18 protein-coding genes and 2 pseudogenes are annotated in these 19,661 nt (G+C 69.0%); 17 read left to right on the forward strand and 3 right to left on the reverse strand.

Features of this window, described 5'->3' with window-relative positions:
• Positions 1-36: 36 nt before the first annotated feature.
• The 6 genes and pseudogenes from AC1RR5_RS15060 to AC1RR5_RS15085 all read left to right on the forward strand — a co-directional run.
• A pseudogene (locus AC1RR5_RS15060) lies at positions 37-1,032 on the forward strand (HWE histidine kinase domain-containing protein); the annotation flags it as partial.
• A gap of 126 nt (positions 1,033-1,158) precedes the next feature.
• On the forward strand, positions 1,159-1,788 hold the full coding sequence (locus AC1RR5_RS15065) for a PepSY-associated TM helix domain-containing protein (protein ID WP_492922475.1): 630 nt from the start codon (positions 1,159-1,161) through the stop codon (positions 1,786-1,788).
• 12 nt (positions 1,789-1,800) lie between these two features.
• Positions 1,801-2,316 carry a DUF2271 domain-containing protein gene (locus AC1RR5_RS15070; protein ID WP_492922477.1) on the forward strand — a complete coding sequence of 172 codons (516 nt, stop codon included), beginning with the start codon at positions 1,801-1,803 and terminating at the stop codon, positions 2,314-2,316.
• Between the two features lie 8 nt (positions 2,317-2,324).
• Entirely contained in the window at positions 2,325-3,221 is an 897-nt protein-coding gene (locus AC1RR5_RS15075) for a DUF4198 domain-containing protein (protein WP_492922479.1), read from the forward strand.
• A gap of 51 nt (positions 3,222-3,272) precedes the next feature.
• Positions 3,273-4,274, forward strand: a complete 1,002-nt coding sequence (locus AC1RR5_RS15080; RefSeq protein WP_492922481.1) for an FAD:protein FMN transferase — start codon at positions 3,273-3,275, stop codon at positions 4,272-4,274.
• A complete protein-coding gene (locus AC1RR5_RS15085; RefSeq protein ID WP_492922483.1) occupies positions 4,274-5,644 on the forward strand; it encodes a sulfite reductase subunit alpha in 1,371 nt (456 codons plus the stop codon). The genes AC1RR5_RS15080 and AC1RR5_RS15085 overlap by 1 nt, the downstream gene beginning before the upstream one ends.
• Here AC1RR5_RS15085 and mobA read toward each other — a convergent pair.
• Entirely contained in the window at positions 5,641-6,147 is a 507-nt protein-coding gene (gene mobA / locus AC1RR5_RS15090; RefSeq protein ID WP_492922485.1) for a molybdenum cofactor guanylyltransferase, read from the reverse strand. The two genes, AC1RR5_RS15085 and mobA, sit on opposite strands and share 4 nt — an antisense overlap.
• Positions 6,148-6,235: 88 nt before the next feature.
• Between mobA and xylR the strand changes: the two genes are divergently transcribed.
• From xylR to xylD, 7 genes are all read left to right on the forward strand, one after another.
• Positions 6,236-7,291: a transcriptional regulatory XylR gene (xylR, locus tag AC1RR5_RS15095; protein WP_492922487.1), complete on the forward strand. Its 1,056-nt coding sequence runs from the start codon at positions 6,236-6,238 to the stop codon at positions 7,289-7,291.
• Positions 7,292-7,305: 14 nt separating this feature from the next.
• Entirely contained in the window at positions 7,306-7,857 is a 552-nt protein-coding gene (locus AC1RR5_RS15100) for a hypothetical protein (RefSeq protein WP_492922489.1), read from the forward strand.
• Positions 7,858-8,010: 153 nt separating this feature from the next.
• Positions 8,011-9,165 (forward strand): fumarylacetoacetate hydrolase family protein, encoded by a 1,155-nt coding sequence (locus AC1RR5_RS15105; RefSeq protein WP_492922491.1) that lies wholly within the window; start codon positions 8,011-8,013, stop codon positions 9,163-9,165.
• 16 nt (positions 9,166-9,181) lie between these two features.
• Complete coding sequence (locus AC1RR5_RS15110) at positions 9,182-10,618, forward strand: aldehyde dehydrogenase family protein (protein WP_492922493.1); 1,437 nt, start codon at positions 9,182-9,184, stop codon at positions 10,616-10,618.
• 5 nt (positions 10,619-10,623) lie between these two features.
• Entirely contained in the window at positions 10,624-11,370 is a 747-nt protein-coding gene (xylB, locus tag AC1RR5_RS15115) for a D-xylose 1-dehydrogenase (protein ID WP_492922495.1), read from the forward strand.
• A gap of 109 nt (positions 11,371-11,479) precedes the next feature.
• Positions 11,480-12,343, forward strand: coding sequence for a D-xylonolactone lactonase (xylC, locus tag AC1RR5_RS15120; protein ID WP_492922497.1), 864 nt, complete (start codon positions 11,480-11,482; stop codon positions 12,341-12,343).
• Positions 12,336-14,111 carry a xylonate dehydratase XylD gene (gene xylD / locus AC1RR5_RS15125; RefSeq protein WP_492922499.1) on the forward strand — a complete coding sequence of 592 codons (1,776 nt, stop codon included), beginning with the start codon at positions 12,336-12,338 and terminating at the stop codon, positions 14,109-14,111. Before xylC ends, xylD begins: the two co-directional genes overlap by 8 nt.
• Before the next feature lie 35 nt (positions 14,112-14,146).
• On the opposite strand, the gene AC1RR5_RS15130 is transcribed toward xylD, so the two are convergent.
• Positions 14,147-14,332 carry a hypothetical protein gene (locus tag AC1RR5_RS15130; RefSeq protein WP_492922501.1) on the reverse strand — a complete coding sequence of 62 codons (186 nt, stop codon included), beginning with the start codon at positions 14,330-14,332 and terminating at the stop codon, positions 14,147-14,149.
• 104 nt (positions 14,333-14,436) lie between these two features.
• Between AC1RR5_RS15130 and AC1RR5_RS15135 the strand changes: the two genes are divergently transcribed.
• The 4 genes and pseudogenes from AC1RR5_RS15135 to AC1RR5_RS15150 form a co-directional block, all read left to right on the forward strand.
• Entirely contained in the window at positions 14,437-15,855 is a 1,419-nt protein-coding gene (locus tag AC1RR5_RS15135) for a pyridoxal phosphate-dependent decarboxylase family protein (RefSeq protein WP_492922503.1), read from the forward strand.
• A 142-nt stretch (positions 15,856-15,997) separates the two neighbouring features.
• Complete coding sequence (locus AC1RR5_RS15140; RefSeq protein WP_492922505.1) at positions 15,998-16,213, forward strand: hypothetical protein; 216 nt, start codon at positions 15,998-16,000, stop codon at positions 16,211-16,213.
• Between the two features lie 134 nt (positions 16,214-16,347).
• Positions 16,348-16,818 carry a GNAT family N-acetyltransferase gene (locus tag AC1RR5_RS15145; protein ID WP_492922660.1) on the forward strand — a complete coding sequence of 157 codons (471 nt, stop codon included), beginning with the start codon at positions 16,348-16,350 and terminating at the stop codon, positions 16,816-16,818.
• Positions 16,791-17,258 (forward strand): annotated as a pseudogene (locus AC1RR5_RS15150) (GNAT family N-acetyltransferase); the annotation flags it as partial. The gene AC1RR5_RS15145 and the pseudogene AC1RR5_RS15150, both read left to right, overlap by 28 nt.
• Here AC1RR5_RS15150 and AC1RR5_RS15155 read toward each other — a convergent pair.
• Entirely contained in the window at positions 17,255-19,435 is a 2,181-nt protein-coding gene (locus AC1RR5_RS15155) for a TonB-dependent receptor domain-containing protein (RefSeq protein ID WP_492922507.1), read from the reverse strand. The pseudogene AC1RR5_RS15150 and the gene AC1RR5_RS15155 overlap by 4 nt on opposite strands.
• Between the last annotated feature and the right edge of the window lie 226 nt (positions 19,436-19,661).

A 19,661-nucleotide genomic window follows, 5' to 3' on the forward strand; every position in this document is an offset into this window, starting at 1 on the left:
ACGGCCAGCGAGCGAGCGCGCTCGGACCTGGCCCTCAAGCGCGCCGAGGAGACCGAGCGCCTGCTGATCCGCGAGGTCGACCACCGCGCCAAGAACGTGCTGGCCGTGGTCCAGTCGCTGGCCCAGCTGACCCCGTTCGAGGACAAGGCCCAGTACGTCCAGGCGCTGTCGGGCCGCATCGGCTCGCTGGCCCGCGCCCACAGCCTGCTGTCGACGACCCGCTGGAGCGGTGTCGACCTGCACGACCTGCTGCGGCTGGAGCTGGACCCCTACGGCGGCGACGGCGGACAGGTGGTCATCGACGGTCCGCCGGCCCTGATCGACGCCCAGGCCGCCCAGTCCCTGGCCCTGGTCGTCCACGAACTGGCCACCAACGCCAGCAAGTACGGCGCTCTCTCGCGGCCATTGGGCCGACTGAACGTCAGCTGGATCTGGGGAGCCGAAGACGTCCTGCACCTGATCTGGCGCGAGGACGCCGGCGCGCCCATCGTTCCGCCTGCTCGGCGAGGCTTCGGCTCGACCCTGATCGAAAGCGCGGTCAAGCAGGTGGGCGGCCGCATCGAGCTGACCTGGCGCCCACAGGGCCTGAAGGTCCGCCTCGACATCCTGAGAGGCGCCCAGGCCCGCGCGGCCGAAAGCACGCCGGCCTATCGCCCCGGCCTGGGAGTGGAGGAAAGCCCCGCCCTGCGCGACCAGCGTGTGCTGGTGGTCGAGGACGAGGCCGTGGTGGCCATGGAGCTGACCCGCGTCCTGACCGCCGCCGGCGCCAAGGTCGTGGGTCCGGTCGGCACGATCGAGGAGGCGCTGCACCTGCTGGACGACCAGCCGATCGACCGCGCCCTGCTGGACGTCAATCTGGGCGGTCGCCTGATCACCCCGGTCGCCAACGCCCTGACCCGGCGCCGCATCCCGTTCGTCTACCTGACCGGCTACCAGGAGCCCGACGTCGACGACGGCCCGATCCTGCGCAAGCCCGTGGCCACCAGCGCCCTGCTGGGCGCCCTGGCGCGTGGCGCGCCGGTGGTCGTCTGATCGTCGAACCCGTCGCGGGTGATCGAAAAAGCGCTTCCAGCCCCCGCCTGCGGTTTAGTGGCTTGATATTGCAATTCGTTCTCAAGTAAGGACGAGCCTCCAACGCCAAGGCTCCGTCAGACGCTCGTGAAATCCGCCGCCGACCAGCATCGCCGCTCCTTCTGGCTGAAGCAGTTGCATCAGTGGCATTGGATCAGCGCGGCCATGTCCCTGATCGGCATGATGCTGTTCGCGATCACGGGCATCACCCTGAACCACGCCGGCCAGATCGAGGGCAAACCCGTTGTCGTCTCGCGCAAGGCGACCTTGCCGCCCGACCTGCTGGCCGTGCTGGCCAAGGGTCCCGAAGAGGGCAAGCGCCCCCTGCCCGTCCAGCTGGAGCCGTTCCTTGACAAGGCCGTCGGCGCCGAGGTGGCGGGCCGCGAGGGCGAATGGTCGGCCGACGAGGTCTATGTCGCCCTGGCCCGTCCGGGTGGCGACGCCTGGGTGTCGATCGACCGCGAGACCGGCGCGATCGAGCACGAGAAGACCACGCGCGGCGCGGTCAGCCTGCTCAACGACCTGCACAAGGGCCGCAACACCGGCAAGGCCTGGGCCTGGTTCATCGACATCTTCGCCGCCGCCTGCGTGATCTTCACCGTCACCGGCCTGATCCTGCTGCAGTTCCACGCCCGCGCCCGGCCGCTGACCTGGCCGCTGGTGGCGCTGGGGCTGGCGGCCCCGCTCATTCTCATCATCCTGTTCGTCCACCTTTAGAGGCAGACCACCGTGAAGCGTTCGATCTCCCTGCTCACCTTCGCCGGCGCCGCGATTGGCGCCCCGGCCATGGCCGCCGACCTGAACGTCACCGTCGAGGTGCCGAAACTGACGGTCGCCGAGTACCACAAGCCCTACGTGGCCATCTGGATCGAGAACCCGGCCGACAGCACCGCCGCCGGCACCCTGGCCGTCTGGTACGACGCCGACAACCGCGAGGACAAAGGCGCCAAGTGGCTGAAGGACATGCGCCAGTGGTGGCGCAAGGCCGGCCGTGAAATGAGCTTCCCGGCCGACGGCGTCTCGGGCGCCACCCGCGCGCCGGGCCCGCAGAAGGTCGTGTTCAGCGGCGGTTCGGCCGCGCTGAAGGGCCTCAAGCCCGGCGCCTACAACCTGGTGGTCGAGGCCGCCCGCGAAGTCGGCGGCCACGAAGCCGTCCGCGTGCCGTTCACCTGGGGCAAGCCCGGCAAGCCCGCCACCGCCAAGGGTTCTGCCGAACTCGGCGCCGTCACCGTTTCCGTGAAGTGAGAAAAGCCATGACCTTCAAGAAGCGCCTGCTCGCCGCCGCCCTGGGCGTCGCGGCCCTCGCTCTGCCGCTGGCCGCCGAGGCGCACCGCGGCTGGATCGTCCCGTCGGCCACCGTGCTGTCGGGCGACGTCTGGGTGACGTTCGACGCGGCCATCTCCAACGAGCTGTTCTATCCTGACCACAACGCCATGCGCCTGGACGGACTGAACGTCACCGCGCCGGACGGTTCGGTCGACAAGATCCAGAACGGTTCGACCGGCAAGTACCGCTCGACCTTCGACGTGGCCCTGACCAAGCCGGGCACCTGGAAGATCGGCTCGGCCAGCCAGAGCGTCGTGGCCAGCTACACCGAGAACGGTGAAGTGAAGCGCTTCCGTGGCAGCCCCGACGACTTCGCCAAGCAGGTCCCGGCCGGCGCCGCCGACCTGAAGACCATCAAGAGCTTCGGCCGCAACGAGGTGTTCGTCACCCGCGACAAGCCGACGACCGAGGTCTTCAAGCCGACCGGCAAGGGCCTGGAACTGGTCCCGGTCACCCACCCCAACGACCTGGTCGCCGGCGAGGCCGCCAGCTTCAAGTTCCTGCTCGACGGCAAGCCCGCCGCCGACCTGGAGGTGACGATCGCCGAAGGCGGCTCGCGCTACAGCCCGCGCGCCGACGTCAAGGTCAAGACCGGCCCCGACGGCGTCCTGAAGTTCACCCTGCCGGAAGCCGGCATGTACTGGATCAACGCTTCGGTCCGCACCGGCGCGACGGCTGGCCGTGGTCCGGGTGGCCCCGGCGGCATGGGCGGTCCAGGTGGCGCACCGGGCGCGGCTCCGGCGGCCCCCGCCCCGGCCCAGCCCCTGGCCGGCGACGGCTATAGCGCCAGCTACACCGCCGTGATCGAAGCCCAACGGCCGTAAGAAAAGCTCCCTTCCCCCATCATGGGGGAAGGGTTCGATCTGATTGCACGAATGCCCCGCGTCCTCGTCCCCGCCCTGACCACGCCGCCTGCCCGCCCCGTCGGCGGCAGCGTGCGCGCGTTCGGCGGCGCGACCATGGGCACGACCTGGTCGGTGAAGGCGGTGCTTCCGGCCACCACAGACCTCCCGGCGCTTGAGGCCATGGTTCAGCGCGCCCTCGACACAGTCGTGCGCGAGATGAGCCCGTGGGAGCCGCTGTCGGACCTCTCGCGCTACAACCGCGCCGCCGCCGGTAGCTGGACGACGCTGCCCGCCACGACCGCCACCGTCCTGCGCCGCGCGATCGCGGTCGCCGAGCAGAGCCATGGCGCCTTCGACCCGACCCTGGGCGCGCTGACTGACCTCTGGGGCTTCGGCCCCCGCGCCTTCTCCGGCAGTCCGCCGGACGCCGCCGACATCACCGCCCTGCGTGACGCCGGCGGCTGGAAGCGCCTGACGCTGGACGGCGACGCCCTGTTCCAGCCGGGCGCCCTGCGCCTGGACCTCAACGGCATCGCCAAGGGTTTCGGCGTCGACCAGGCCGCCGCCGCGCTCGATCGGGCCCAGGTGAAGAGCTACCTCGTCGAGGTCGGCGGCGAGCTGCGCGGCGTGGGCGCCAAGCCCGACGGCCAGCCATGGTGGGTCGAGCTGGAACGCCCGACTTCCCTGGGCTTTGGCGCCAACGACACCGAGCAGACCATGGTCGCCCTGCACGACCTGGCCGTCGCCACCTCGGGCGACTACCGCCGGTTCTTCGACCATGATGGGCGCCGCTACGCCCACACCCTGGACCCGGCCACCGGCGCGCCGACGACCAACGGGGCCGTCAGCGTCACGGTGCTGGCCAAGGACTGCATGAGCGCCGACGCCTGGGCCACGGCCCTGACCGTCATGGCCCCCGACGCCGCCCTGGCCTTCGCCGCTGAGCACGCCCTCGCTGCCCTGATCGTCAGCCGGTCCGCCAGCGGCCTCGAGGAACGCCTGTCGCCGGCCCTGCAGGCGATGCTGGACTGATGCTGGACCTCGAAGCCTTCGCGCCGGAAACTCGCCGCCTGATCGCCGCCGGCGCGGTGGCCGGGGTCTACGCCCTGTTCTGCGCCGGCATCGCCGTGCGCGAGGCCCTGCGCGCCGCCGCCGTCCGCCGCGAAGCCAAGACCCTGTCGCAAGGCGCCGGCGAGCCCGTGCTGGTCGCCTTCGCCAGCCAGACCGGTTTCGCCGAGGAACTGGCCAGCGCCACCGCAAAGGCGCTTTCGGAAGCTGGCGCGCCCGTCACCCTGCGCGAGCTCTCCGCCGTCACCGCCGCCGACCTCACGGGCCGCGCCCTGTTCGTGGTGAGCACCACCGGCGAGGGCGACGCGCCCGACCCGGCCCGCGCCTTCATCCGCGACGTGATGAAGGATGGCGTCGACCTCTCGGCGTTGCGTTACGGCGTGCTGGCCCTGGGGGACTCGACCTATACGGAGTTTTGCGCTTTCGGCCGCAGCCTGGACGCCTGGCTGGCCCATTCGGGCGCGCAGCCGCTGTTCGACCGGGTCGAGGTCGACGACGGTGATCCCGGCGCCCTGCGTCACTGGCAGGGGCAGCTATCCCTCCTGACCGGCGTCACCGACGCTCCAGACTGGAGCCGTCCGGCCTACGGTCGCTGGACCCTGGCCGAGCGCCGCCTGCTCAACCCTGGCAGCCCCGGCGGCGAAGCCTGGCATATCCGTTTGACGCCGCCTGGTGACGAGACCTGGCAAGCCGGCGACATCCTGGAGATCGGCCCGCACAACGATCCGGACATGCCGCACCGCGAATATTCGATCGCCTCGCTGCCGGCCGACGGCGGGGTCGAGCTGATCGTCCGCCTGATGCCTCGCGCCGACGGCCAGCCGGGCCTGGGCTCGGGCTGGCTGTGCCGGTTCGCCGAGGTCGGCGGGACCATCGACGCCCGCGTGCGGACCAACCGTGGCTTCCACGCACCCGACAACGCCCGCCCGCTGATCCTGATCGGCTCCGGCACGGGCCTGGCCGGCCTGCGCGCCCACCTCAAGGCCCGCGCCGCCGCCGGCATCCGCTGGAACTGGTTGGTCTTCGGCGAACGCACGGCCGCCCACGACTACTTCCACCGCGCCGAGATCGAGGACTGGAAAGCCTCGGGCCTGCTGGACCGCGTGGACCTGGCCTTCTCGCGCGACCAGGCCGAGCGGATCTATGTCCAGCACCGCCTGCGCGCGGCGGCCGACATCCTGCGCCGCTGGGTGGCCAATGGCGCGGCGATCTATGTCTGCGGCTCGCTGGAAGGCATGTCGCGCGACGTCCACGCCGTGCTGGTCGAGGTGCTGGGCGCCGAGGCGCTGGAGAAGCTGACGGACGAAGGCCGCTATCGGCGGGACGTCTACTAGCGCAGCGCCTCGCGCTCCTCCGGCGTATTGGCCCCCCGCAACCGCGCCATCGCTCCATCAGGCACAGGCAAGGCCACCAGCCCCGCCCGCTCCACGAAGCGCCGCAACGGCCAGCCGGCTTCGGCGTCGGCCGGTATCGCGCTGGCGTCCAGCACCATCGGCACGGGCAAGCCCTCGTAGCAGCCGCCGCCCGCCAGCAACGGCGTCAGATCCTCGGCTGTCAGGGTCGGCGCATCCACGGCCAGCACCAGCAGCCGCGCGCAGCCCAGCGCCTTCGCCCCCGCCAGCACCCCGCCGACCGGACCCGCGCCTGTCTCATCATCCGGAACCCACGGCAGGCCCAGATCCGCCCCGGCCGTCACCAGCGCCGCGGCGCCAACGGCCCGCGCCAGGGCCGCCACCCGGTCCACCGCCCGCACGCCGTCCCACTCGAGCAGAGCCTTGTCGCGGCCCATCCGACGGGAGCCGCCGCCGCACAGAATGATCGCGCCGAGCATGGTCATGCCCGCGTCTTAGCAGGATTTCCGCTTGCTCTTCCAAGCTCTGCCCGAAGCGGTCTAGTGTCCCGCCCGCAAAGGGACGGAAATAAGAATGAGCCAGCCTGTCGAGCGCCAGCGTCGTCGTACGACCCAGAGCGCCACGATCCGTGACGTCGCCGCGCGGGCGGGCGTCTCGCCGATGACCGTGTCGCGGGTCATCAATCGCGAGAGCACGGTCAAGGAAGAGACCCGAGCCCTGGTCGAGAAGGCCATCGCCGACCTCAACTACGCCCCCAACCCCGCCGCCCGCAGCCTGGCCGGCAGCGCGCCGTTCCGCATCGGCCTGCTCTACGACAACCCCTCGACCGGCTACCTGTCGGAGTTCCTGGTCGGGGCCCTGGACGAGAGCAGCCGCACCGGCGCCCAGATCGTCATCGAGAAGTGCGCCGAGCCCGAGCTGGCCGGCGCCACCCTGACCCGCCTGCTGAAGACCGGCGTCGACGGCCTGATCCTGCCCCCGCCCCTGTGCGAGTCGCCCCAGGTCCTGGCCGAGGTGAAGGCCGCCGGCGCGGCCGCCGTGGCCGTCGCGCCCGGCGCGGCCAGCACCGACATGGCCACCATTCGCATCGACAACGAGGCGGCCGCCTTCGAACTGACCCAGCACCTGATCGGCCTGGGCCACAAGCGCTTCGGCTTCATCAAGGGCCACCCGAACCAGACCGTCAGCCAGCAGCGCCTGGACGGCTTCATGGGCGCCCTCAAGGCCGCCGGGATCCCGATGGAGGACATCCGGGTCGAGCAGGGCTACTTCACCTATCGCTCGGGCCTGGAGGCGGCCGAGAAGTTGCTGGCCGTCGAGCCGCGCCCCACCGCCATCTTCGCCGGCAATGACGACATGGCCGCCGCGGCCGCGGGCCTGGCCCATCGCCTGGGCCTGGACGTGCCGGGCGACGTCTCGATCGTCGGCTTCGACGACACCTCGATCGCCGACAACATCTGGCCGGCCCTGACCACCGTCCACCAGCCGATCGCCGCCATGGCCCGCGCCGCCGTCGACCTGGTCCTGGAAGAAATCCGCCGCCACCGCGACGGCGGCGGCGAGCCCCGCCAGCTGATGCATCCGCATACGCTGATCGTGCGGGATTCCTCGGGCCCGGCGCCGGAATAGAACACCCTCTCGCGATGAATCCCTACGCCGCCTTCGAGTTCACAGACAGCGCGGCCAGACGAAAAACACCCGTCGCTGATATACTGCCGAGAAACGCGGTGTTTCGATATGCGGCGCTCCTCTGGAGTGCGGAGCTGAACGGGATTTTGGTCCGAGATTTTGCCGGTCTCCAGGCCGCGACGGCGACGGCCTCGCCGTTCGACGCCATCACCGAGGCGCGCGCCTCGGGCGCCTTTATCGAGAGCGAGCCCCGCGATCCGCCCGAAGCGTTCTGGGGGGCTCTGACGACGGACGAGGCGACATCGGTTCACCTCCGCCTTCACATACCCGGCAGGGACCAGCCCATCCTCGAAACATCGCCATGCACGGGCGCCCTGCCGGCAATGCGGGCGCGGCTTGCCGAGGAGATCGAGATCTTTCCGTCGGACAGCCGCTGGTACATCCGGTTTCGCGACGACACCCCTCTAATGTTCCTGGCGACCTCCGAGCCGCTCATCAGGTCGTTGGTGACGGACTTTCCGCAGAACGTGCTGCCCATCCCGGCAAGTTTCATCTTCGCGGCCTGACCAACGCACTCCCAGGGGAGAGGGTGATAATCAAATTGGTCAGACAACGTGCTTGCGGCCTCGACATGTTAGCGCTACCAAGCATTTGACGAACGAGCGCCGCCGATAGGGTTCGGCAGGCTTGAGACGCTCGAACAAAGGGGAGACGACGCCGTGGGCGTGAGTGAATTCCTTCCGGAAGACTGGAAAGACGCGACTCTGCTGGGTCGTATCGACTTCGGCGATGGCCCGACGCCCGTGCTGGTGCGCGGCGGCCGCGTCGAGGATGTCTCCAAGATCGCCCCCACCGTCGCCGACCTGATGAACGCCTTTGCCCCCGGCGTCGCGATCCCGCGCGGCGAGGACAAGGGTCCGCTGGAAGCCCTCGACATCCGCCCCGTGTGGGAAGACGCCGATGGCCAGGCGGCCGTGAAGCTCTTGGCCCCCGTCGACCTGCAGTGCCTGAAGGCCGCCGGCGTGACCTTCGCCGTCTCGACCCTGGAACGGGTGATCGAGGAACGCGCGCGCGGCGACGCCGCCGCCGCCCTGAAGATCCGCGAGCAGCTGTCCGAAAGCATGGGCGGCGACCTGCGCAGCGTGAACCCGGGCTCGGAGGGCGCCGAGCGTCTGAAGCAGACCCTGATCAAGGACGGCCTGTGGTCGCAATACCTGGAGGTCGCCATCGGCCCCGACGCCGAGATCTTCACCAAGGGCCCGACCCTGTCCTCGATGGGCTGGGGCGACCATGTCGGCGTCCGTTATGACAGCCACTGGAACAACCCCGAGCCGGAAGTCGTGCTGCTGTGCGACGGTTCGGGCCAGATCCGTGGCGCCTCGCTGGGCAACGACGTCAACCTGCGCGACTTCGAAGGCCGCTCGGCCCTGCTGCTGAGCAAGGCCAAGGACAACAACGCCTCGTGCGCGATCGGCCCGTTCTTCCGCCTGTTCGACGACACCTTCGCGCTGGACGACGTCCGCTCGGCCGAGGTCGAGCTGAAGATCACCGGCCGCGACAACTTCGTGCTGGATGGCCACAGCAACATGAGCCTGATCAGCCGTGATCCGGCCGTGCTGGCCGGTCAGGCCTTCGGCAAGCAGCATCAGTATCCGGACGGCTTCGCCCTGTTCCTGGGCACCATGTTCGCCCCGATCCAGGACCGGGACGCGCCCGGCCAGGGCTTCACCCACAAGGTCGGCGATCGCGTCCGCGTCTCGACCCCCAAGCTGGGCGTGCTCGAGAACGAAGTCACCACCTGCGACAAGGCCCAGCCGTGGACGTTCGGCATCTCGGCCCTGATCCGCAACCTGGCCGGCCGCGGCCTCCTCTAATCCGAAAGATCCCGCGATGACCGACACCCTGCGCCACTATATCGGCGGCGAACGCGTCGCTTCGGACGCCCCGACCCAGAGCCTGAACCCGTCGAACACCAACGACGTCGTCGCCCAGGTTCCGAACGGCGGTTCGGCCGAGGTCGACGCCGCCGTCGACGCGGCCAAGAAAGCCTTTCCCTCATGGTCGGAAGCCTCGCCGGAAGTCCGCTCGGACCTGCTGGACAAGGTCGGCAGCACCATCATCGCCCGCAGCGCCGACATCGGTAAGCTGCTGGCCCGCGAAGAAGGCAAGACGGTCGCCGAAGGCATCGGCGAGACCGTCCGCGCCGGCCGCATCTTCAAGTACTTCGCCGGCGAGGCCCTGCGCCGCCACGGCCAGAACCTGGAATCGACCCGTCCGGGCGTCGAGGTCCAGACCTATCGCCAGGCCGTCGGCGTGTTCGCGCTGGTCACCCCCTGGAACTTCCCGATCGCCATCCCGGCCTGGAAGGCGGCTCCGGCCCTGGCCTTCGGCAACACCGTGGTGATCAAGCCGGCCGGCCCGACGCCTGCGACGGCCAACGTCCTGGCTGACATCTTCCAGGAAAGCGGCGCGCCGGCCGGCGTGTTCAACATGCTGTTCGGCCGTGGCGCGATGGGCGACGCCCTGATCAAGCACAAGGACGTCGACGGCGTCTCGTTCACCGGCTCGCAGGGCGTGGGCGCGCAGGTCGCCGCCGCCGCCGTGGCCCGCCAGGCCCGCGTGCAGCTGGAGATGGGCGGCAAGAACCCGCTGATCATCCTGGACGACGCCGACCTGGAACGCGCCGTCGCCATCGCCCTGGACGGCTCGTTCTTCGCCACCGGCCAGCGCTGCACCGCCAGCTCGCGCCTGATCGTCCAGGACGGCATCCACGACAAGTTCGTGGCCCTGCTGGCCGAGAAGGTCGCCGCCCTGCGCGTCGGCGATGCTCTGGACCCCAACACCCAGATCGGCCCGGCCGTCTCCGAAGACCAGATGGAGACGAGCTACAAGTACATCGACATCGCCAAGGGCGAAGGCGGCCGCCTGGTCACCGGCGGCGATCGCCTGAAGCTCGACAATCCGGGCTGGTACGTGCAGCCGACCCTGATCGCCGACACGCAAGCCGGCATGCGGATCAACAACGAGGAGGTCTTCGGCCCCGTCGCCTCGACCATCCGCGTCGGCTCGTACGAGGAAGCCCTGGAGATCGCCAACGGCGTCGAGTTCGGCCTGTCGGCCGGCCTCGCCACCACCTCGCTGAAGTACGCGCGCCACTTCCAGCGCCACGCCAAGGCCGGCATGACCATGGTCAACCTGGCCACCGCCGGCGTCGACTACCACGTGCCGTTCGGCGGCACGAAGAGCTCCAGCTACGGCGCCCGTGAACAGGGCTTCGCGGCGGTCGAGTTCTTCACCCAGACCAAAACCTCCTACTCGTGGTCGTAAGCAGCATGTCGTCAGCCATCTACCCCAGCCTTAAGGGCAAGCGCGTCGTCATCACCGGCGGCGGCTCGGGGATCGGCGCCGGCCTGACCGCCGGCTTCGCCCGCCAGGGCGCGGAAGTGATCTTCCTCGACATCGCCGACGAGGACTCCAAGGCGCTGGAAGCCGAGCTCTCGGGCTCGGCCATCCCGCCGGTCTACAAGCGCTGCGACCTGCTGAACCTGGACGCCATCAAGGCGGTGTTCGCCGAGATCGGCGACGTCGACGTGCTGGTCAACAACGCCGGCAATGACGACCGCCACAAGCTGGGCGACGTCACCGGCGCCTATTGGGACGAGAGGATCAACGTCAACCTGCGCCACATGCTGTTCTGCACCCAGGCCGTCGCGCCGGGCATGGCTAAGCGTGGCGGCGGCGCGGTGATCAACTTCGGTTCGATCAGCTGGCACCTGGGCCTGGAAGACCTGGTCCTCTACGAAACCGCCAAGGCCGGCATCGAGGGCATGACCCGCGCCCTGGCCCGGGAGCTGGGTCCCGACGACATCCGTGTCACCTGCGTGGTGCCGGGCAACGTCAAGACCAAGCGTCAGGAGAAGTGGTACACGCCGGAAGGCGAGGCCGAGATCGTCAAGGCCCAGTGCCTGAAGGGCCGCCTGGTGCCTGAGAACGTCGCCTCGCTGGTGCTGTTCCTGGCGTCCGACGACGCGGCGCTGTGCACCGGTCACGAGTACTGGATCGACGCGGGCTGGCGCTAGCTGGCCCAGGCGCTGGCCGGAAAGGCCGTTCGACGAAAGGAGGACTTCCCTGGAAGCCCTCCCCGTCCTATCGAACGGCCAACACCGGTTTTACGGAGACTATGCGAGCATGAGCGCCGCCACCTGCGTTTGGGATCTGAAGGCCACCCTGGGCGAAGGCCCTATCTGGTACGGCGACGCCCTGTGGTTCGTGGACATCAAGGGCCACAAGATCCACCGCTACAGCCTCAACGGCGAAACGGTCAGCTTTGACGCGCCCGAGCAGGTCACCTTCCTGGCCCCGCTGGGCGAGCGCAACAGCTTCATCGTCGGCCTGAAGAGCGGCATCCATCGCTTCCACCCCGTGAGCGGCTTCGAGAAGGTGATCGAGGTCGAGGACGCGGCGCTGAACAACCGTCCCAACGACGCCACGGTCGACGCCCAGGGCCGCCTGTGGTTCGGCACGATGCACGACGGCGAGGAAAACAAGAGCGGCTCGCTCTATCGCATGGACGCGACCGGCGTGGCGCGGATGGACAAGGACATCTGCATCACCAACGGCCCGTGCGTCTCGCCCGACGGCAAGATCTTCTACCACACCGACACCCTGGAAAACGTCATCTGGGCCTATGATCTGGCCGAAGACGGCACGCTGTCGAACAAGCGCCGCTTCGTGAACATCAAGATCAGCAAGGACGTCTATCCGGACGGCACGGTCGTCGACGCCCAAGGCTATCTGTGGGTGGCCCTGTGGGGCGGCTTCGGCGCCATCCGCGTCTCGCCGACCGGCGAGATGGTCGCGCGCGTCGAGATGCCGGCCCCCAACGTCACCAAGGTCTGCTTCGGCGGGCCCGACCTGAAAACCCTGTTCTTCACCACCGCCCGCAAGGGCCTGAGCGACGAGACCCTGGCCCAGTATCCGCTGGCGGGTGGTCTGTTCGCGATCCAGGTCGATGTCGCGGGCCAGCCGCAATACGAGGTTCGCCTTGCCTGATCGCACGCCCCGCCGGTTCCGGTCCCGCGATTGGTTCGATAACCCCGACCACATCGACATGACGGCGCTCTATCTGGAGCGCTTCATGAACTACGGGATCACGCCGGAGGAGTTGCGCAGCGGCAAGCCGATCATCGGCATCGCCCAGACCGGCAGCGACATCTCGCCGTGCAACCGCATTCACCTCGATCTGGTGACGCGGGTGCGCGACGGGATCCGCGACGCCGGCGGCATTCCCATGGAGTTCCCGGTCCACCCGATCTTCGAGAACTGCCGTCGCCCGACGGCGGCGCTGGACCGGAACCTCTCGTATCTCGGTCTCGTCGAGACCCTGCACGGCTATCCGATCGACGCCGTGGTCCTGACCACCGGCTGCGACAAGACCACCCCGGCCGGCATCATGGCCGCCACCACGGTCAACATCCCGGCCATCGTGCTGTCGGGCGGTCCGATGCTGGACGGCTGGCACGAGAACGAGCTGGTCGGCTCGGGCACCGTGATCTGGCGTTCGCGCCGCAAGCTGGCCGCCGGCGAGATCACCGAGGCCGAGTTCATCGACCGGGCGGCCTCCTCGGCCCCCTCGGCCGGCCACTGCAACACCATGGGCACCGCCTCGACCATGAACGCGGTCGCCGAGGCCCTGGGCCTGTCGCTGACGGGCTGCGCGGCCATCCCGGCCCCCTACCGCGAGCGCGGCCAGATGGCCTATCGCACGGGCCAGCGGATCGTCGACCTGGCCTATGAGGACATCAAGCCCAAGGACATCCTGACGAAGAAGGCCTTCGAGAACGCCATCGCCCTGGTGGCGGCGGCCGGCGGCTCGACCAACGCCCAGCCGCACATCGCGGCCATGGCGCGTCACGCCGGGCTCGAAGTCACCGCCGACGACTGGCGCGCGGCCTACGACATTCCGCTGATCGTCAACATGCAGCCGGCCGGCAAGTATCTGGGCGAGCGCTTCCACCGCGCCGGCGGCGCCCCCGCCGTGCTGTGGGAACTGCTGCAGCAGGGCCGCCTGCACGGCGACGTGCTGACCGTCACCGGCAAGACCATGGCCGAGAACCTCGAGGGCCGCGAAACCGGCGACCGCGAGGTGATCTTCCCCTACGCCGAGCCGCTGGCCGAAAAGGCCGGCTTCCTGGTGCTGAAGGGCAACCTGTTCGACTTCGCGATCATGAAGGCCAGCGTCATCGGCGCCGACTTCCGCGAGCGCTATCTGTCCCAGCCGGGCCACGAGGGCGTGTTCGAGGCCCGCGCCATCGTGTTCGACGGCTCGGACGACTATCACCACCGGATCAACGACCCGGCGCTGAACATCGACGAGAGCTGCATCCTGGTGATCCGCGGCGCCGGTCCGATCGGCTGGCCGGGCTCGGCCGAGGTGGTCAACATGCAGCCGCCGGACCACCTGCTGAAGAAGGGCATCATGTCCCTGCCGACGCTGGGCGACGGCCGTCAGTCGGGCACCGCCGACAGCCCCTCGATCCTCAACGCCTCGCCCGAAAGCGCCATCGGCGGCGGCCTGTCGTGGCTGCGCACCGGCGATACGATCCGCATCGACATCAACACCGGCCGCTGCGACGCGCTGGTGGACGACGCGACGATCGCCGAGCGCCGCAAGGAAGGCATCCCGGCCGTACCGGAGACCATGACCCCCTGGCAGGAAATCTACCGCGCCCATACGGGCCAGCTGGAAACCGGCGGGGTCCTGGAGTTCGCCGTGAAGTACCAGGACCTGGCGTCCAAGCTTCCCCGGCATAACCACTAAAAGAGAAAGCCCCGGATCGCTCCGGGGCTTTTTTCTTACTCCTCCGCGAAAGACCGCCGCTCGGAGTTGATGCCGCTCTCCTCGAGCACGTCGTTGGCGATCGCCAGGACCGACTCCGCATCCTGCTTCGAGCGCGAGACCAGCACGACCTCGTCGCCGACCGCCACGGCCCAGCGATCGCCGTAGCGGCGGACGGAAAGATTTCGGTTCTGGTCGGACATACTCAAACTCGAGAGACTGAACCCAGGGTCGAGCCTCAATTGGGCCAGAGCATGGCAGCTTGACCGCTTGGCCTGTGGACCGCCTCATGGTGAACGGAGGGTCCATGACATCGCAGGAACTGGAAGACGGCCTCGCGGCCATGGAAGCGGCCGCGCGCGAGGCCATCACCTATCGACGTGGGGTGGCCGCGGCCGAGACCCATCCCGTGGCGACCTATCGCGAGATGATGGCGGCCTTCGACGAAGCCCTGCCCGAGGGTCCGGGCGCACCGGCCGCGATCATCGAGGACCTGATCACGCGCGCCACGCCGGGCGTCCGGGCCGCGACCGGGCCGCGCTTCTTCGGCTGGGTGATCGGCAACTCGCACCCGACCGGCGTGGCCGCCGACTGGCTGGCCTCGGCCTGGGGCCAGAACGTCGGCAACCTGACCTCGGCCCCGGCCGCCGCGGCAATCGAGACGGTGGCGGCCAACTGGCTGCTGGAGATCCTGGACCTGCCGCGCGAGGCCTCGGTCGGCTACGTGACCGGCGCCACGGTCGCCAACTTCGTCTGCCTGGCCGCCGCACGGTCGGAGGTGCTGGCCCGCGTCGGCTGGGACGTCGAGGCCGACGGCCTGATCGGCGCGCCGCCGGTGCGGGTGCTGATCGGCGCTGACGCCCACGCCACCGTCTTCTCGGGCCTCAAGTATCTGGGCCTGGGCGCCAAGCGGGTGACGACGGTCGAGACCGACACCCTGGGCCGCATGCTGCCCGCCGCCTTCGAGCGGGCCATCAAGCAGGGCGCCAAAGAAACGAATGGGGGCCCGGTCATCGCCATCGCCCAGGCCGGCCAGATCAACACCGGGGCCAGTGACTCGTTCGATCAGATCGCGCCCATGGCCAAGGCCGCCGGCGCCTGGCTGCATGTCGACGGTGCCTTTGGCCTGTGGGGCCGCGCCACGCCCAACCGCGCCGACCAGCTCATTGGCGTCGACCAGGCCGACAGCTGGGCCACCGACGGCCACAAGTGGCTGCAGACGCCCTATGACTGCGGCTTCGCCATCGTCCGCGACCAGGAGGCTCACCGCCGGGCCATGGCCATCTCGGCCAGCTATCTCCCGCCGGCCCAAGGGGCTGACCGCGAGCCCTCGGCCTATGTGCCGGAGCTGTCGCGGCGGGCGCGCGGCCTGGGGACCTGGGCCATGCTCCGCCAGTACGGTCGCAGCGGCATCGCCGAGCTGGTCGAGCGCGGCTGCCGCATCGCCCAGTCCATGGCCGCCGCCCTGGCCGCCGAGCCCGGCGTGGAACTGGTCTGCGAGGTGGTGCTGAACCAGTTCATGGTCCGCTTCGGCGACGATGACGCCGCCACATTGGCCACGGTCGAGCGCATCCAGGCCGACGCCATCGCCTTCATCGGCGCGGCGACCTGGCGGGGCCGCTGGGTGATGCGGGTTTCGGTGTCCTCGGCCGCGACCACCGACCGCGACGGCGAGATCACGGTGGAGGCCGTGCTGTCCGCCTGGCGTTCAGTGCCGAAAACCTGAAAGTAAACAAGCCTGACCACATAAAGACCCTTAAGAATTCCCTAAAAAACCTGCAGTCAATTGTAAAATTCTCTCCTAGGTTGAAACTCAAAACAGAGCTATGTTTGCGGTATCGGGGGCTGTTTTTTGTAGTGCGGACAGCATGTTGTCGGTGACCCGAGCCCCTGTTGAACGTCGAGAATCGCTGACCCTCGTGGTCGTGACGACGGCGCTGCAGCTGTCTCTCGTCGTGGTGGTCTGGCTTCTGGCCCTGATCCCCGCCGCGATCGCCGCCCTGACGGTTCTGACCTTCAAACTGATCCGCGCCGCCTTCCGCAAGACAGCCGCCGCCCATCCCTCCGTGGAGGCGGACAGATGAGCGTTCGTATCGCCCAGGCCGCGGATCTGGCCCCCTTGGCCCGCCTCTGGTGGCAAGGCTGGCGGGATGCCCACCTGTCGCTGGCGCCCAAGGCCCTGGTCGCCCGGCGCACCCTGGACAGCTTCATCGACCGCATGGCCCTGGCCCTGCCCCATGTGCGCACGCTGGGACCGGTCGGCGCGCCGCTCGGCTTCCACCTGATCAAGGACGACGAGCTGAACCAGCTCTATGTCGACGAGGAATACCGGGGCGCGGGGATCGCCACCATGCTGGCGGTCGACGCCGAGGAACGCCTGCTGGCCGCCAGGATCACCACGCCCTGGCTGGCCTGCCCGATCGGCAACGCCCGCGCCGCGCGCTTCTGCCAGAAGGTCGGCTGGACCCTGGCGCGCGCCCAGACCATCCCGACCGAGATCCCCGCCGGCTGGTATCCGCTCAAGGTCTGGCGCTACGAGAAGCAGCTGGCCCAGCCCTCGGCCTGGGCGGACCGCGCCGAGGACGAGCTGTTCCAGTCGCGGTACGCCGCCGAACGCGCTACCCAGGCGGAGGAACGCCTCCACAGAGTGACGCCATGGACCTCCGTCCCGCCGAACCTTCCGAACTAGACGCCCTGGCCCGCCTCTGGCGCCAGGGCTGGCGCGACGCCCACCTGACGCTGGTCCCCGAGGCCCTGGTCGCCCTGCGCACCCTCGAGAGCTTCACCGACCGCATGGCCGCAGCCTTGCCTCGCGTCCGGGTGCTCGGTCCCGTCGGCGCGCCGCTGGGTTTCCACTTCATCAAGGCCGACGAGCTGAACCAGTTCTACCTGGCAGGCGAGGCGCGCGGCACGGGCGCGGCCGCCGCCCTGATGGCCGACGCCGAGGCGCGGCTGCTGGACCTGGGGATCACCACGCCCTGGCTGGCCTGCGCCATCGGCAACGCCCGCGCGGCGCGGTTCTACGAGAAGAGCGGCTGGAGCCTGGCGCGGACCGAGGTCGTGCCCACCGAGACCTCGGCGGGTTTGTTCCCGCTCGAGGTCTGGCGTTACGAAAAGCGGCTGACCTAACCCGGCCCGCCCGCGCTGAAGTCGAACTGCTCGGGCCGCGCCTTGCCGCCACCGAAGGCGTAGCTGAAGCCGAAGAACACCGAGCGGACATTGGCGCTGCGGCGGGTGCGGTCGCGCAGGGTCGGGGTCTCGGTGACCACCACGTCCTGGAACCAGTTGGCCGCGTCCTGGGCGGTGACCACGACCGAGAGCTTGTCGTTGACCTTCCGGCGATAACCCAGGTTCAGCATCTTGAACGGTTCGCGATAGCCCTGCGGGGTGATGCGCTTGCCCGAGCTGAAGACATTGGCCTGGAAGAAGTCCTTGGGCGTGGCCTGCCAGTTCAGGTTGGCGCGGCCCGACAGGGTCGTGCCCGAGCGGTTGCCCGAAAAGCCCAGGTTGGCCGCGTCGATCTCGTTCCAGAAGGCGTTGCCCGAGAGGTTGTAGGTCAGGGTCTTGGTCAGCCGGCCGTTGGCGACAAGCTCGACGCCGCCGCTGCGGCTCTTGCCCAGGTTCTCGCGGGTGGTCAGGAAGACGCCGTTGCCCAGGTTGCTGACGACGTCGGTCACCCCGTCCTTGGCGTCGCGGAAATAGGCCGTGGCCAGGTAGGTCGTCGGCCCCTTGCGGTACTGCCAGCCCAGCTCGAACGAGTCGGTGATCTGGGGCTTCAGGTTCGGGTTGCCCTGCCGGTAGTTGAACGGGTCGATATAGACCCGATACGGATGCAGGTCCTGAGCGCCCGGCCGCTGGACGCGGCGGCTGAAGCTGGCGCTGAGGTTCTGGCTGTCGCTGAGGCGATAGCCGGTGTGCAGGGTCGGATAGACCTTGAAGTAGCTATTGTCGGCCTTCACCGCGTGGGTGACGTCGTTCAGGTCGATCTGGACCTGCTCGGCCCGCAGGCCGCCCTGGACGGTGAAGTCGCCGAACGGCCGCTCGTAGGTGACGTAGGCCGCATAGACGTCCTGGTCGTACAGGTAGCGGTTGGTGCGGGCCGGATCGGTCACCAGGCCGCCCGCGCTGGCGCCGCTGGCCCCGAAATTGGTGAAGTCGTTGCTGGCCAGCTCGAAGTCGAGGCCGGTCTTCAGCTTGACGTTCTTGGGCAGCGGCTTGGTGTAGTCCAGCTTCCAGTTGACCCGCTCCTGGTCGACGCCCAGGCCGACATGCTCATAGACCGTGCCGCCCGGCGTGTTGGCGGTGCGGGCGTCGAAGTCGCGCTGGAAGTCGGTGACCTCGTACTCGAGGTGCGAGGTCAGCAGGTGGTCGGCGCCCTTCAGCTGCCGGCGCCAGTCTGCGCTGACCGCGGCGTTGTCGCGGGTCATCTCGCCGTCCAGGTCGCGGACATAGGCGCGGGCCGTCGCGCCGGCGGCGTTCTGGGCCGAATAGGTCTCGTGGATGTCGCTGTCGAAGGCGATGCGGCGATAGCGAACCTCGCCGCTGATGCGGTTCTGCTTGTCGATGTCGTAGTCGGCGCCGCCGCGCAGATTGACCATGCCGCCGGTGTTGTCGACGTCGGCGTCCTGGGTGCTGGGCAGGAAACGACCGCTGGCGGTGTCCAGCGTCTCGCGCTGGATCAGCTGGCGGGCGTCCTGGGTGTCGTGGCGATAGCCGGCGTCGCCCGACAGGGTCAGCTTGCCGTTGCGGCGCGTAGCGCTGACGCCGCCGTTGTGGCGGCCCTGGGTGTCGACATTGAAGCGGAAGGTGCCGTTGGTGCCCGGCTTCATGGTCTTCTTGGTGACCAGGTTGATGATCCCGGCCGAGCCGTCCGGACGGAAGGCGGCCGACGGATTGGTCATCACCTCGACGCGGTCGATCTGGTCGGCCGGCATCGACATCAGGGCGTCGCCCTTGCCCTCGCCGGTGAACTGGTTGCTGGGCTTGCCGTCGATCATGATCGTGACGTTGGCGTCCCCGCGCAGGCTGACATTGCCGCGCACGTCGACCTCGACCGAGGGCACGTTGCGCAGGGCGTCGGCGATCGAGCCGGTCTTGGCCGACAGGTCGTTGGTGACGCTGTAGCTGCGGCTGTCGATCGAGGTGCGGGTGGCGGTCGAGTCCGAGGTGATCGTGACGGCCTCGACGGCGGTGGAGGCGTCCTTCTTGGGCGCGGCTTGTGTCGCAGGCGCAGGCGTGGCCTGAGCGTGCGCCACGACCGGCAGCAGCGCCGTCGCGGCGGCGAAGAGAGCGAGCTTCAGACGCACGGATAGTCCCCCAGGAAGCGGAACCGGCGTCAGAGGCGACACCGGTATCATTACAAAATGTACATGTGTAAAGTTGAACGTCTCGCACTTAGGCCCCGCTTCCGGCCGCGAGACAAATATCTTTTCCGCAATGTTCGGCCTCGCGCGTCCTACTCCCCGACGTAGCGGAACCTGCTATCGAAGGACCTGCAGGGGTGAGTCTCGTGCGCTTCAGGAGGCCCTAAGA

The organism is Caulobacter sp. GW821-FHT11E11, from assembly GCF_058808315.1.